This window comes from Anaerolineales bacterium (assembly GCA_022866145.1).
Lineage (GTDB): Bacteria > Chloroflexota > Anaerolineae > Anaerolineales > E44-bin32 > PFL42.
Window position 1 is genome coordinate 1 of sequence record JALHUE010000470.1, and the last position, 14925, is coordinate 14925.

A 14925-nucleotide genomic window follows, 5' to 3' on the forward strand; every position below is an offset into this window, starting at 1 on the left:
CCGGCTCCAGCGCCCGCCACAGCCGCTCAGGGGTGATGGGGATCACGTCAACACTCGCGCCGCAGGCATCGAACACAGCATTGCCGATCGCCGGGGCCACCCCGTCCAGCGGGATTTCGCCGGCGGCCTTCACGCCGAAGGGGTGCGAAGGCTCAATGGTCTCGACGAAGATGGTCTCCAGCGCCGGCATCTCGTCGGCGGCGAAGATATGGTAGTCACGAAGGTCGGTTTCGCGCGGCCGGCCCTGTGCATCATAGATCATCTCCTCGCACACGGCATAGCCCAGTGCCTGGGTCATCCCGCCCTCGATCTGGCCGGAGGCGGTCAGCGGGTTGATGATCACCCCGGCGTCGACGGCGATGACCAGGCGGTCGACCTGGATCTGGCCGGTGTCGATGTCGACGGTGACCTCGGCGAACTGGGCGGCAAATGGCGGCGGCGCCACCGGAGACATGTACGATCCCACCCCCATGATCTGCTCCTGGTCCTCGTGGTGCAAGGAGTTCAGGGCGATCTGGGTCATGCTGACCGATCGGCCATCGGGGGACCATGCCTGTCGGTCGGCCAAGCGGATCTCGTCCGCGCCGATCTCCGCCACGCCGGCCGCGGACAACAGCCGGGCCGCCCGCCGGCGAATCTGTTCTCCCGCCATCTGCGCCGCCCGGATGACGGCGGTGCCGGAGATGTAGGTGGTGCTCGAGGCGTAGGCGCCCTTATCGAAGGGGGTGAAATCCGTGTCGGACGAGTGTACGAGGATGTCCTCAACCAGGATCCCCAGCACCTCAGCCGCCTGTTGCGCCAGCACCGTGTCCGAGCCGGTTCCAATATCGGTGGCGCCGACAAGCAGATTGAAGGAGCCGTCTTCGTTCATCTTGAGGCTGGCTCCCCCCATGTCGAGATAGGGGATGGCGGTTCCCTGCATCACGGTCGCCACGCCGATGCCCCGCCGCAGGTGCGGCTTCCCCGGCAGCGTGTGCCACCCGGGGTTGTCATGCTTGTCCTGCCAACCGATAGCGGCCGCCCCGAGCCGAACGCAGTCCGCCAAGCCGCAGGTGTTGATGATCTCTGGTCGCGGCTCTCGCCCCTCCGACCAGACGGCGCTGAAAGGATGCACCTCGCCCGCCCGGAGGGCATTCTGCAGGCGGAAGGCCAGCGGATCCAGGCCAAGGGCATGGGCGATCTTCGCCATCTGGCGCTCGACCGGCCAGAAACCCTGCGGGACGCCGTAGCCGCGAAAAGCGCCGGCCGGCGGCGTGTTGGTGTAGACGACATCGGCATGGAAGCGGATGTTCGGGGACTGCCGGTACTTGCCGTCGCCGACGTACAGGGCCATCGCCTTGTGGCCGGTGTTGCCGGCGACCGTCAGGCCGTGGCAACCGTAGGCGCCGGTGTCACTCAGGCAGTACATCTCGTGGGCGGTGATCGTCCCGTCGCGCTTGACGCCGGTGCGAAGCCTGAAGCGCATCGGGTGGCGCGAACGGGAGGCGAAGAACTCCTCGGCGCGGGTGTACTCGAAGCGAACCGGCCGACCGGTAGCGATCGTCAGGTGGGCAGCCACATCCTCGATCAGGACCTCTTGCTTTCCACCGAACCCGCCGCCGACGCGGGGCTTGATCACCCGAATGCGCTTCAGCGGCAGCCCGAGGACCGGCGCCAGCATGCGGCGCACATGGAAGGGCACTTGCGTGCTCGTGCGGATCACCAGGCGGTCATCCTCGTCCCAATACGTCACCACCACATGCGGTTCGATGGACGCCTGCTGGACTTTGGGGACGGCGTATTCCCCCTCGAAGATCTGGTCCGCTTCCCGGAACCCCTCATCCACATTGCCGATGTCGATGTGGATCTCCGCCGCGCGATTGATGCTCGGGTCCGATTCGGCGAAGTTGACATAGTCCGGCTGGTCATGGACGACGGGGGCGCCGGGCTGCATCGCCTGCGACGGATCGAGCAGAGCTGGCAGGACTTCGTAGTCAACTTGGATCAGTCCGAGCGCCTGCTCAGCGATGGCCTCGGTTTCGGCCGCTACAAACGCCACCCGGTCGCCAACGAAGCGCACCTTGGAGTCCAGCGAGACCGTGTCCAAGGGTGCGGGAAGCGGATCCGACTGGCCGGCGGTTGAGTAGGCCACGCGGGGGATATCCTGCCAGGTGAGCACTGCCGCCACTCCGGGCAACGCCCGGGCCGCGGTGACGTCGATCCGGCGGATGCGAGCATGGGCGTGGGGACTATGCAGGACCTTGGCCGTCAACATGCCCCGCATCTCGATGTCGGCGGTGAAGGCGGGCTTGCCCTGGGCCAGCTTGACGGCATCGACCTTCGGCTCGGGCTTGCCGATCACCGAGCGCGGCGCAGCCTGTGGCGGGACCTGGATGCGCGGCAGCAGCTGCAGCCGCGTCGCCAGGTCCCCGCGCCCGGCGCCTGAAGGCTCCGCCTCGCCGTCCGGCGGGGTGAAGAGATCAAACGGCGCCAGCAGGGGTCCGTCGATCGGCTCGACCGGTTCCCCTCGCAGCACCGCCGCTGCCCGCAGCACCGCCTGCACGGGCTTGATGTAGCCGGTACAGCGGCAGAGCACACCAGCCATCGCCTGGCGCACTTCGTCTTCGGATGGGTCGAGCGTGCGTTCGAGCAGCGCCCGAGCGGCGAGGATCATGGCCGGAGTGCAGTAGCCGCATTGAATAGCCCCGGTTTCCACGAAGGCCTGCTGCAACGGATCCAGCCCCGTGGACTGTCGCCAGCCCGGTGCCGGCTGATCGCCGACAGCCTCGATCGTCGTCACGTCGTGTCCGTCCGCCTGCCCGACCAGCATCACGCACGAGTTGACGATCACGCCGTCGAACAGCACGGAACATGCCCCGCACTCGCCGGTCTCGCACCCGTGCTTCACCCCGAACACCCCGAGGCGGTCCCGCAAGGCCTCGAGCAGCGTCGTTTCCGCCGGCACGTCGACTGCCGTTGGCTTCCCGTTCAACCGGAAGTTAACCATCATCGGGCCACCGCCTGCGCCAGGCGGCGCGTGAGCACGGCCGCCACGTGGGACCGATAAGCCGAAGAGGCCCATGCATCCCCGGCTTCGGCGTAGGCGGCGGCGGCCGCAGCGCCTGCCGCCTCCAGGTCGCCGCCTTGCAGCGCCTGTTCGGCGCGCAGGACGCGAGCCGGACGGCTGCCGTGACCGCCCAGTACGAGTCGGTATTCGGTTTGTCCCGCCTCGCCCAGCAGGCGGCCGAGGGCGGCACACACGATCGGACGGTCCTTCGGCGACCGGGCAACCTGCTCGTACTGCAGGCGCACCACCGGACGCAGGTCAATGCTCGTGATCAGCCTGCCGGACAGGCCTTCCGGCCTGGCGTCAAGCAGCGAATCCAGCGGAACGGCCGAATCACCTGGGGCAAGCCGAGCTGCGGCCTCCATCGCCAGCAGCACCGCCACCAGCGGCGAACGGCCGTCGCAGGCGACGATTGTGCCCGCCACAGTTGCCATGTTGCGCAGGTTGAGCGGTGCCTCGAGCCCGGCAGCAAGCACCAGAGCCGCCGGCAATCGAGGCGCGGACTCGACGAGCGCTTGCAGCTTCAGCGTGGCACCCAGCCGAATCCCCCCCTCGTCCACACTCAGTTGGTCGAGGGGAAGCCCCTGCAGGTCGATCACCAAGGCGAGCTCCCTCCGCTGCGGGGCAAGCGCTGTACCGCCTCCCAGCGGTTGACCCTGAGGGAGCAGGCGCAGCGCCTGTTCCAGTGAATCCGGTCGTTCGTATTCGATCGGGGTCATCTTGTGCGCCTTTCCGTCATCCACCTGCCCGACCCTGCTAATCCGGGTACACCTTCCAGCCGAGGCTTTCCAACGTCTGATCCTGCCCGGGCAGATCGGGCAGATCCACGAGCATCGCCTGCGCCTCAGCGGCCACCATGCCGTCGGGCAGAACGATCTGGCCGGTGGCGTGCGCCACCCGGCCGCGCCGGCTCACGAGGCGCCCCACCACCCGTAGGGGGGTGCCCGTCGGAACCGGCTGCCGGTAGCGGATCTCCAGTTTGGCCGTCATCATGAAACGGTTGCTGTCGCCTTCCATCGCGGCCCGTCCCACAGTCTCGTCCAACATCGAGGCCACGATGCCGCCGTGGACCACACCCGGGTAGCCTTGGAAGTGCTCGGGGGCAGAGTACTCGCAGGCGACCTCCCCGGGCCCGGTGCTGTAGAACGCCAGCCTCAACCCCACCGGGTTCTCCAGCCCACAGACGAAACAGTGGCGCGAATTTGGCTGCTTCAGCCTGGGGGCATCCATCATGCTGCTGCACGCATCCGAATCACTGGCTCACATCTCCCGGAGGGGGCTGAAAGTCTCAATCAGCAGGTGCGGATCGCCGCTGACGTCATACAGAATCGGGCAGGTGGCGCCGTGGCGCATGTACTCCTGAACCTTGCCTCGGGCTTCATCCGGCGTGCCCGAAGCCGTGATCCGTTCGACCAGCTCATCAGAAACCAGATGCTTGGCGCGCTGGATCTGCTCGTAGGTCGCCGGCCAGCCGAGGATCGCCTGGATCTTCTCGACCACCTCGGCGGAGACGCCGCTGGCCTGTGCAATATGGGGCTGCTGAGCCAAGTATTGCGCGAGAAGCTGGCGGGTGCTGTCCAGGGCTTGGGCGCGATCGGGGTGCACCGAGCACACAATCAGCTGCGGCCGGTCGATCTGGTCCAGCGAGCGTCCGGCCTGGCGCGCCCCGCGCTCGAGGGCCTCGATCGCCGGGTCGTTGTACTCCGGGGGAACGCAGTAGTTGAGCACCACGCCGTCGGCGATCTCGCCGGCCAGCTCCATCATCTTCATGCCGGTGGCGCCGATCAGGATCGGGACGTGGCGCGGCTCCCGACGACCGTGCACCACATCCAGCTCGATACCGTCGACATGGACGAATTCCCCATGGAAGGTAACCCGTTCCATGGCTAGCAAGCGGCGCAGCGTGAGCACCGTCTCCCGCATGGCCAGCAGGGGTTTCGTGCGCTGGATTCCGACATTCTTTGCCAGCGGGTCCCACCAAGCCCCGATACCGCACACGATGCGCCCTGGCGCCAGATCGTCCAGCGTGAGGAAGGTGGCGGCCAGCAAGCCGATGTTGCGAGTCCAGTTGTTGATTACCCCCGAGCCGACCTTGATCCGCTCGGTGACCGCAGCGTAGGCCGCCATGGGGACGATCGCATCTCGCACCAGCCGGGACTCTGCTTGCCAGACCGCCTCAAACCCGGCCTGCTCCGCCAGGCGGACATAGTCCAGCCCGTCGCGCAAATCGTGGGAATCTTGCAGGTACAAGGCAGCGCGCGCTTGGCTCATGGGCATCTCCTCATGCGCCGGGCTTGGCGCGGCAGTCAGGCCCTCCCGGAGCGCTGACCGGACGTTTGGCCGCTGAAGCGGCCCCCTCCGCTCGGGAGCAAGGCCTCACGGGAAGGCGTCGGCGTCCCTCACGCCTCGGTCCCTGCGAGTGGCGCCGGCTCCGACAACAGCCTCAAGTCCTCCGGGAGATCCAGGTCCAGCGCCAACGCCGGCAATTGGCAAACTCGCGGTTGGACGCCGGCTGCTTCCGCCAACTGCAGGTGGCGAAAGAAGCTGAGGGGTCCAAAGGCGTATTCTATCAAAGCGGGCGGCGCCAGCAGCAAGGCGTTCGTGCCCGAGCCATGGCGGTCGGGCGCAATGACGACGCAGGGAGGACCATCCACTAGGCCGGTCAGCTGATTGATCGCCTCGGGGGTTAGCCGCGGCAGGTCCGCCGGCAGCACGAGCACCTGCGCTGCGCCGCCACGCAGCGCTGCCTGCCGGGCATGGTTGAGTGCCTGGTTCAGGCCACCCTGAGGGGGATCCTCGACGAAGACCGTTTCCCAGTTGCAGGCCATGGCCCTGACGGCTGGGTCACCGCTGACGACGGCGATCCGGTCCACCGCCTCGGCCTGCGCCAGGCAGTCCAGGGTGTGGGTCAGCAGGCTCTTACTCAGCGCCTGGCGTTCCTCCACCCCGAGGGCGTGAGACAGCCTCGACTTCGATCGCCTCAGCGGTTTAACGGGAACCACGGCCCACACGGTCATGGGCTGGCGCTTCCGGCCGCCACGGCCTCTGCCAGGCGGAGCACGTCGCTGGCCAGAGCCGCCCGGGAATCGCCGTCCCGCATGATCGTGTTGGTGACCAGAGTGCGCACTCCCATACGCTCAATGGAGTCTGCCAGGGACGCATCGACCTGGTCGACGACAAATCCGGAGAGGATCGAGTGGAAGTGGGCGGCGACAGTCAGGGGGGTGGCGGGGAGGCCGAGCTCCAGGGCCATCTTGGCGGCCGGCCCCTTGAGCGCCCTGCCACCCACCAGGGGAGACACCCCAACCACCGTCTTGCCGTGCAGGAGCTCCCTGACGCCCGGGACGGCCAGGATTGGATCCAGACTGACCCAGGGATTCGATGGCCCCAGAATGACGATCGGCGCCGGAATGAGGGCTTCCACTACGCCGGAGGTCGGCCGAGCGGCCTCGACCCCTTCAAATCGGAAGCTACGGACGACCGGTTGGCAGCGGCGAGCGACGAAGTATTCCTGGAAGGGGAGTTCCCCGGCGTCGGTGCAGACGACGGTACGCACCGGATCGTCACTCATCGGCAGGACGGCCGGTCGTACGCCCAAGCCGGCGGCGATGCGGCGCGTGACCTCGCTGAGCGGCAATCCGGAGGCCAGCAGGGCAGTGCGCTCCATGTGAACGGCCAGGTCCCGATCGCCCAGGCGGAACCATGTCGGTCCCCCCAAACGCTCCAACGCCTCCAGGAAGCTCCAGGTCTCGTCCGCCCTGCCCCACCCGGTTTCGGGGTTCTCCAGGCCGGCGAGGGTGTAGGTCACGGTGTCGAGATCCGGGGAAATCCTCAGGCCCAGGTGTTCGAAGTCATCTGCCGTGTTGACCACGACCGTCAGCTCGCCTGTCGGGAGCTGGCGGCGCAGCCCGTCCGCCAGGCGTGCCCCGCCCACGCCACCGGCCAACGCCACGACCTTCATCGCCAGACTACGACCTCATCCAGCGGCCGGCGGCCGGGGTCGGCCGGGGTTTCGTCTGGTTCTCCGACGACGAGCACGGCCTGCGGCTCCCAATCCTGCGGCAGGTCGAGGACGCGCCGCACGATCTCAGGGGCGAAGAGCGGCGCGCACAGCCAGCAGGCCCCCAGGCCATGAGCGTGGGCTGCGAGCAGGAGATGTCCCCCTGCCAGGGCTGCGCTCTGCACCGCCATGGTGCGCTCACTGGCCTGACGTTCGGGATCGGGATACAAATCCATCTCACGCATGCTGAGGCAGACCACGATGCACGCCGGCGCCTGCACCAGCCGCTGTCTGCGGGCCTCGACCCGGGGCTCAACCGAGGACGGGTCGCGCCCGTCGGCCAGCATGTCTGCCCGATGCTTATCCGCCATGGACGCCGCCAGATGCTGGCGCGCCTGGCTTCCGGTCACCACCGCGAACCGCCAGGGCTGCCGGTTGTGCGCCGAGGGCGCCTGACAGGCAGCATCCAGCAGCGCCTTCAGAGTCTCCTCGGGAATGGGGGTAGCCCGGAAGCGGCGCACCGAACGGCGTGCGGCCACCCAGCGACGGAACTCGGACCCGCGCATCTTTAGCTCATCGCCTGCACAGCCGTCGCCTCGATCGTGTAGATGACCCGGCGTTCCGTTACCGGCCCAGGGTGCGTGGCTTTCCCCATGTGCTCTTCCGCCAAGCGGTCAATGTGCGCCCGCCCGCCTTCCTCCTCCACACCCACTACCCGGCCAAGCACTGGCAGATGGCGTTGGGGCTCCTGCGGATCGAGGATGCCCAGGGCGACCACCGGCCGGGCGGCCATGGTCCGGTCCGATGTTCGCCCGCGGGCCGGGTTGAGGCGCAAACGGCCTGCAGCCAGAACGAACAATACGGGCGTCGCCTGGCGGCTGCCGTCGGCCATGACGGTGCAGAGCACGGCGAACGCCTCCCTGTCGGCCTGCAGCAAGTCGGCGTGCGACGCCGGAATCTGGTTAGCCATCGTTCGTCTCCTGGGAGGGGCTCGATCGCACTAGCGGAACAGGTCCTCCTCCAGCGGGCGGATCAGGTCGGCTGCCTTGCCCTGCTCACTCCGCGCCCTGACCCCGCGCACATGCACCACCGGCCAGCCTTCCGCCGCCTGCCCCATCAGGGCGGAGGCCCCAGCCGCCACTTCATCCGCCAGACCCACCTGCGTCGCCTGCAGGGTGTAACCGAACAGGTCGGGGAGGCCACGGCAATCCAGCAGGGCCGGGAAACCGGCTGCCCCGACGGCCACACCGACTGTGCCGAGACGCCAGGCGCGGCCATGCGAGTCGCTTATCAGCAGCCCGAGGCCTACGCCGGATCGGGCCTGCAGCGACTGGCGAAGCGCGGCGGCGGAGCGATCCGGGTCGGCTGGAAGGCGCAGCACCCACTCCCCCGGGCTGCCGTCCGGACTCTCGACATTCGAGTGATCGACCCCGGCATTGGCGCACACGAATCCCAGCCGATGTTCGACGATGATCGAACCCGGACGGGTGCGCAGCACCCCGCGGCTCTCCTGCAGGATCACCTCGACCAGGCGAGCGTCTTTGCCGGTGTCGGCGGCGAGCTCCAATGCGCGGGGCGAAGGCTTGACCGTGTCCAGGTTGACATGACGCCCTTCCGCCTTGGAGACGACTTTCTGGGTGACGACGATCACATCTCCCAGCTGCAGCTGCATCCCCTCGCGCCCCAAGCCGAGCCAGATCGCTTCGACGAGATCATCGCCGGGTCGGATCCGGGGAAGGCCAGTGAGGGCGGTGAAGACCAGCTGGACCGACATTCGCCTAGGAGCCTCGAGGGTCCAAGCGTTCCCCCACGATCCGGATACCGGCTCCCTTCAACTTGTAGCGGCGGTTGAGGCCGATCAGCACCGCGGTCAGGCTCTCGGCCACAACGGCGTTCTTCAACGGCCCCGCGTCCCACCCGGTCAGGCCCAACGCTTCCACCAGCTGCAGCACCTGCTCCTTGGCCTCCTTGCTGTCGCCCGTGACCAGCACATCGCAGGCCGCACCGTCATCTTCCAGCAGCAGATCGTGCGAGATGTTCTGGAAGGCAGATACCACCTGAACATCGCCGCCGAGGACTTGCTGGGACTCGACGGCTGCGCTCCCGGAAGCCGGCAGCTGCACTTCGCTCAGCCGGGGCGGGATCGCAGGGTTGGTGACATCGACCAGCACCTTCCCGGCCAGCTGAGGCTTGAGTCCTTCGAGGGTCTGGCGGTGAGCGCCGTAGGGCACCGTCAGGACGGCGATGTCGCAGGCGGCGACAGCCTCGGCGTTGCCCATGCCGCGCACGATAGCTTCCCCCAGGCGGGCGTTCAGGACCTGGGCGGCCGCCAGCGCCTTCTCCTCGCTGCGCGAGCCGAGGATCACCGGATAACCGGACCCCGCCCAGCGGTAGGCCAGACCCTGCCCCTCTTTTCCCGTCCCTCCGATGATTCCCAGTGTCAGCAGGATTCGCTCGCTTCCCATCATTCAGCCTCCATCATCGGCAGGAACGAAAGACCGATATCGCTCCCAGACCGCCGGAACACGCTCACGGGCCGCAGCCGCGATCTGGGCTTCATCCAGGGTCAGCAGGGCGCGGTCACGCATCAACACCTTGCCGGCGGCGATCGTGGTCGTCACCTGCGACTCCCGGAAACCAAACACGATGTGCCAGGGCAGGTTCCCAGCGGTCAGGGGTGTGGTCGGATGGTAGTCGACCAGAATCAGATCCGCCAGGGCGCCCGGGGCGACCACGCCCAGCGGCGCCTGAGGGAAGAAGACCCCGGCCAGCCCAGCATTGTTGTAAGCCGCCATCTCGACCAGTTGGTCGCCCGACATTCGGCGAGGGTCGCGGTGCCAGGCTTTGTGCAGCAGATAGGCGGCCTTCCACTCCTCCCACATCGCGTTCGAGAATCCGTCATTGCCGAGAGCCACCCGGATCCCCGCCCGCATCAGGGACTCGACCGGAGCCGCCCCGACTCCGTTGTTCATGTTCGATCGTGGCTGGTGGCTGACCCACGTCCCGCTTTGACCGAGCAGCTCCATCTCCCGCTCTTCGACATGGATGGCGTGCGCCACGATCGTACGCGGGCCGAGGATCCCGTGCTGGTGCAGGCGGTCGACGACTCGCACTCCACTTCGGGCCAGGCTATCGTACTCGTCGACTTCGTGTTCAGCCACATGGATGTGGAAGCCCGTGTCCTGCGGCACGGCCCGCCGGCAGGCCGCCAGCGTCTCATCGGACAGGGTCAGGCTGGCATGCAGCCCGAAGGTGGCGGCGATCCGCCCCTGGGCCAGGCCGCCGTCCCGGCAGCGGGCCAGGAACCGCAGGTTCTCCTCGATTCCCGCCTGCGCCTTGGCGGCGCCGTCGCGGTCCGTGACTTCATAGCACAGGACGGCCCGCAGGCCGGAAGACTTCACAGCCTCGGCGATCGCATCCAGCGAACCGGACAGAGCATTCGGCGAGGCGTGGTGATCGATCAGGGTCGTTGTCCCATGCTTGACGGCATCCACCAGGCACACCAGGGCCGAGAGGCGGACGTCCTCGATGTCGAGCGACTTGTCCAGCGGCCACCACAGTTTGCGCAGGATCTCCGGGAAGTCGCGCGGGGCGCGGCCCGGGATCGCCAGGCCGCGGGCAAAGGCACCGTAGAAATGGGTGTGAGCGCAGATGTTGCCCGGCATCACGAGCTGGCCGCCAGCATCGATCACCTCCTCACCCGGGTGAGGAACCCCAACTCGGCCCTGCGGGAGGATCTCGGCGATGCGGTCGCCATCGAGGCGCAGGGCATGCTCTTCCAGGATCTGGTTGGGTCGCCCCCAGGTGACAACCCGGGCATGGATGATCAGCATGCCGCTACTCCCTTCCCGGCCAATGGCCGCCGCCGCGACTCGGCCGCTCCTGCCGGGCCCGCCCGCCCCGCCAGCCAGTCCGCGGCGCATGGTCCAAAGCTGCAAGCCATGGCCTGGATCTTAGTCGAACACCGTCGGCCGGGCAGGGTCCAGGCGGAAGGCGCACAGATCGGCCACCAAGCGGGGTGTGGTCCGATACGGAGAGAGGGGCTCGGGCAGGGCGTCGATCGGGAAGAAGCCAACCTCACTCGTCTCCGGGGAAGCCTTGATCTCTCCGCCCAGCCTCTCACACCAGAACACCAGCTTGTAGGCGTGGAACAGCGGCAGGCCGTCCTCCACCCTGTTAGCATCGTACACCCCAACCAGACGCGTGGCGCGCACCTTCAAGCCGGATTCTTCCAGGACTTCGCGCTCGACAGCCAGAGCCGGCGGTTCACCGACGTCGGCCCACCCCCCTGGCAGCGTCCATCCGCCATCGATGGACTCCCGGACCATGAGCAGCCGCTCGCCATCGAACACCGCCCCGCGGACGTCAACCTTGGGCGTCACATATCCCGGCTGGGCGGTGAAGGCGGTCAGGGCCTGATCGGCCGGGAGGGTGGAATGGGTTCCGACGATTTCCGCGGCGATCTGCAGCAGCCGGTCGGCGCGGCCGCGCTCAAACTCGTTCTGGGCATAGTGGCGGCTGGTTTGAGCCAAAGCCTGGATCTCCCGCGCCCAGGCCAGCCAGCGCCTTTCCCCCGGCGAGCGCTCCTCCGTCACGGCCTGGCCAACTCCCGCGCCAGCCAATCCTGATCGACTGGGAGCTGGCGGACGCGAACGCCGCAGGCATGGTAGATGGCATTGGTGATCGCCGGTGTGGTTGGGATGCTCGTGATCTCTCCGACGCCCTTGGCGCCGTACGGGCCGTGGCTGCACGGGCTTTCGACCAGGATCGGAAGGATCTCGGGGGCCTGAGCAATGGAGGGCATTCGGTAGCGGCCCAGGCGATCGGTGAACACCCTGCCCTGCTCGAGCACAAAGTCTTCGGTCAGTGCATTGCCCAAGCCCATCATCACGCCGCCCTCGACCTGGCCGATCAGCCCCAGTGGGTTCAGCGCCCGGCCGACATCCGTGGCCGCTATCACGCGCAACACCCGGGTCTCACCGGTTATCCGATCCACCTCGACCTCGGCCGCCTGAACGGCGAAGCTGTAGGCGACGTGGATGTCCTTGCCTGAGCCGACGTGTTCGGTTGCCGGTGCGACGTACTCATGCTCGATGCGCGTCGGCTGTCCGGCCGATCTCATCCGTCGCACGACCTCCGCCAGTTCCACGCCTCGTTCTCCAACCGAGACCCCACCATCATGGAAGTGGACCTGGCGTGGATCCACATCATACTCTTCCGCTAGACAGGCGGCGGCCGCCTCCTTCCACAGTTCGCAGGCGAGGCGGACTGCGTTGCCGGCGACGAAGGTCTGGCGGGAGGCGGTGGTCGGGCCTCCATCCGGAGTCAGATCCGTGTCGGATAGCAGCACCCGCACGCGGTCGAGGGGCAGTCCCAACTCTTCCGCCACGACCAGCTGCAGGACGGTCATCAACCCCTGGCCGATCTCGGCCGAGGAGGTGCGGGCTTCGGCAACGCCTTGCAGGTCGACTTCCACCTCGGCGCTGGCCTTGTCGGGTGCTCCGCCGCCCAGCCCGGTGTTCTTGAAGGCGGCGGCGATCCCCCACGCTCGCACCCGATGCGGCGCGCCCGGATCCGGGCGCGCCGCGAACAGGTCGCCCGGGCCATGCAATCGCCGCATCTCCGCTTCGACCCGGTCCAGACACTCGAGCAGGCCGACGCTCTCGGTCAGTCGCTGCCCAGTGCTCGTAGTCTCCCCGAGGCGCAGAGCGTTGAGGCGGCGGATCGCAATCGGATCCATCCCGAGAGTCTCGGCCAACTCGTCCAGCGCCGATTCGACGGCGAATGCGGATTGGGTGACGCCGAAGCCACGGAAGGCTCCGGCCGGCGGGTTGTTGGTGTACACGGCGTGGCAGTCCGATCGCACCCACGGGATGACGTATGGCCCGGCCGAGTGCGTTGTGGCCCGGGTCATCACCTTCTCGCCCAGGGAGGCATAGGCGCCCGTGTCACCGTACAACTCGGTCTCGGCATAGCGCAGCCTGCCGTCCCTCCCGGCTCCCAAACGGACACGAATCTGCGTGGCATGCCGCTTGGGGTGGACCAGCATGCTTTCGCGCCGGTCGAACAGGACCTTGACCGGCCGGCCGGTGGAGCGGGCGAGCAGGGCGGCGTGGATCTGGCCGGCGATGTCTTCCTTGCCCCCGAAGCCCCCGCCGATCGGCATCCCGATGATCCGCACCTGTTCGAGGGGGATGTCTAAGCTGGCGGCGACCTGATCTCGGTCGGCATAGGGGATCTGAGATCCGACGAAGACCTCCACCCTTCCGGCGTCGGTCAGGCGGGCGAGGCTGCACTCCGTTTCCAAGAAGGCGTGCTCCGTGGCCGGGGTGACAAACCGGCCCTCGACATGCACATCGGCGCTGGGCGGGGTCTCCCCTTCCCCTTTGCGTACCTGGATCCGCTTCAGTAGATTCCCATTCGGGCGCAACCTGGGCGCGGTTTCCTTGAGCGCCTCGACCGGGTCGGAGATCACGGCCAGAGGCTCATGGGTGAAGCGGATGCGACTCAAGGCGGCCAGACACTGTTCCCGGGTCTCCGCCGCCACCAGGGCCAGGGGATCCCCGACGGTGCGGATTCGCTCACCCACGCCGACGAGCACAGGCCAGTCCTGGACGAACAGGCCGTGGAAGCGTGCGCCAGGGATGTCCTCGGCCGTCAACACAGCCTGCACCCCGGGCATTGCGCGAGCCTCGGACACATCCAGCGCCGTCAGGATCGCGTGCGGAATCTCGGCCCGCAGCGCCATCCCGTGCAGCATGCCCGGGAGGGTCAGGTCATCGGTGAAGCGGGTCTGCCCGGTGACTTTGGCCACGGCATCCGGGCGGGGCACGATGGTCCCGATCGCCCGGCCGCCGGTGACCTGCGGCACGCTCGGCCCGCGCAGGGGCTCACCGCGATGGATAGCGCCGGCCGCGTCCTGGACGGCGCGCAGCAGAGAGGGATACCCGGCACACCGGCACAGCGTGTCCTTGAGAGCGCTGCGGATGTCGGCTTCGGTCGGATCGGAGTTGGAGAGCAGGCAGGCGGCAGCCGCCATGATCTGGCCGGGAATGCAGTAGCCGCACTGCACGACACCATGCTCGATGAAAGCCTGTTGCAGCGGGTGAAGCGCTTCCGGGGTCCCCAGGCCTTCGATCGTCAGGATATGCTTGCCTTCGGCCTTGGGGGTGGGATAGTTGCACGCCAGGACAGCTTGGCCGTCGACCAGCACAGTACACGCCCCGCACTCGTCCTCCTCACAGGCGATCTTGGTGCCGGTCAGCCCGAGTTGATCGCGCAGGGTCGTGGCGAGCATCTCGCCAGGCCGCGGCCACAGCTGCACGGGCTGCCCGTTCACGTGGAAACAGATCTCAGGCATCGGAGTGCGTTCAGGCATGCGATTGCTTGGAGACGAGCGGAACGGGGGTCGTCGCACTGGCCCATGCGGCTTGAAGCACGCTGGGGAGCAGATGATCCAGCAGGTGATAGCGGTAATCCGAGGTGGCACGGTGGGGGCTGGTGCGGAGCTGTACGTCCTGTCGCAGGGCACGCCCCGCCGCCGACAGCGTCGACGCCGAAAGGTCCTTGCCCAGCAATTCGCCTTCTGCGGTGCGCGCCCGGCGGGGGACCGGACCGGAAGGCCCGACGGCCAGGCGGGCGGCCTCGATCTTGCCGGAGTCGTCGAGGCGAAGCCAGGCGGCAACGTTCAGGATGGCGATCGCTAGGCCCTGGGGTCGCATCACACGCCAGAACGCAGCGCCCTCGCCCAGCTTGCGCTGGGGGATCGCGAAGCGAACCAGGATCTCGGCCTGGCGATCGAAAGCGGGTTCGCCCGGCCCCTTGAACAAGGACTCGACCGGCAGCCAGCGCCTTCCGTCGGCGGATGCCAGCTCGGCCC

14 protein-coding genes are annotated in these 14925 nt (G+C 67.8%); all 14 read right to left on the minus strand.

Annotation, left to right across the window (positions count from 1 at the left end):
• Window positions 1-2989: molybdopterin-dependent oxidoreductase (locus MUO23_13855; GenBank protein MCJ7514035.1), on the minus strand; the 2989-nt coding region annotated here is incomplete at its 3' end.
• Window positions 2986-3789: an FAD binding domain-containing protein gene (locus tag MUO23_13860; GenBank protein MCJ7514036.1), complete on the minus strand. Its 804-nt coding sequence runs from the start codon at window positions 3787-3789 to the stop codon at window positions 2986-2988. The genes MUO23_13855 and MUO23_13860, both read right to left, overlap by 4 nt.
• A gap of 13 nt (window positions 3790-3802) precedes the next feature.
• A complete protein-coding gene (locus MUO23_13865; protein MCJ7514037.1) occupies window positions 3803-4210 on the minus strand; it encodes a PaaI family thioesterase in 408 nt (135 codons plus the stop codon).
• Between the two features lie 96 nt (window positions 4211-4306).
• Window positions 4307-5317, minus strand: a complete 1011-nt coding sequence (locus MUO23_13870) for an LLM class flavin-dependent oxidoreductase (protein MCJ7514038.1) — start codon at window positions 5315-5317, stop codon at window positions 4307-4309.
• 128 nt (window positions 5318-5445) lie between these two features.
• Window positions 5446-6063 carry a 2-phospho-L-lactate guanylyltransferase gene (cofC, locus tag MUO23_13875; GenBank protein MCJ7514039.1) on the minus strand — a complete coding sequence of 206 codons (618 nt, stop codon included), beginning with the start codon at window positions 6061-6063 and terminating at the stop codon, window positions 5446-5448.
• Window positions 6060-7007, minus strand: coding sequence for a 2-phospho-L-lactate transferase (gene cofD / locus MUO23_13880; GenBank protein MCJ7514040.1), 948 nt, complete (start codon window positions 7005-7007; stop codon window positions 6060-6062). The genes cofC and cofD overlap by 4 nt, the downstream gene beginning before the upstream one ends.
• Complete coding sequence (locus MUO23_13885; protein ID MCJ7514041.1) at window positions 7004-7612, minus strand: nitroreductase family protein; 609 nt, start codon at window positions 7610-7612, stop codon at window positions 7004-7006. Before MUO23_13885 ends, cofD begins: the two co-directional genes overlap by 4 nt.
• A 2-nt stretch (window positions 7613-7614) precedes the next feature.
• The gene (locus tag MUO23_13890) at window positions 7615-8016 is read right to left on the minus strand and encodes a hypothetical protein (protein MCJ7514042.1); all 402 of its coding nucleotides are present in this window, start codon (window positions 8014-8016) and stop codon (window positions 7615-7617) included.
• A 30-nt stretch (window positions 8017-8046) separates the two neighbouring features.
• Complete coding sequence (gene cofE / locus MUO23_13895) at window positions 8047-8820, minus strand: coenzyme F420-0:L-glutamate ligase (protein MCJ7514043.1); 774 nt, start codon at window positions 8818-8820, stop codon at window positions 8047-8049.
• A gap of 4 nt (window positions 8821-8824) precedes the next feature.
• Entirely contained in the window at window positions 8825-9514 is a 690-nt protein-coding gene (gene npdG, locus MUO23_13900; protein ID MCJ7514044.1) for an NADPH-dependent F420 reductase, read from the minus strand.
• The gene (gene ssnA, locus MUO23_13905; protein MCJ7514045.1) at window positions 9515-10879 is read right to left on the minus strand and encodes a putative aminohydrolase SsnA; all 1365 of its coding nucleotides are present in this window, start codon (window positions 10877-10879) and stop codon (window positions 9515-9517) included. It abuts the gene before it with no gap.
• Window positions 10880-10999: 120 nt separating this feature from the next.
• Window positions 11000-11641 (minus strand): NUDIX hydrolase, encoded by a 642-nt coding sequence (locus MUO23_13910; GenBank protein MCJ7514046.1) that lies wholly within the window; start codon window positions 11639-11641, stop codon window positions 11000-11002.
• The gene (locus MUO23_13915) at window positions 11638-14424 is read right to left on the minus strand and encodes a molybdopterin-dependent oxidoreductase (protein ID MCJ7514047.1); all 2787 of its coding nucleotides are present in this window, start codon (window positions 14422-14424) and stop codon (window positions 11638-11640) included. The genes MUO23_13910 and MUO23_13915 overlap by 4 nt, the downstream gene beginning before the upstream one ends.
• A partial coding sequence (locus MUO23_13920) for a hypothetical protein (protein MCJ7514048.1) occupies window positions 14417-14925 on the minus strand: 509 nt, incomplete at its 5' end. The genes MUO23_13920 and MUO23_13915, both read right to left, overlap by 8 nt.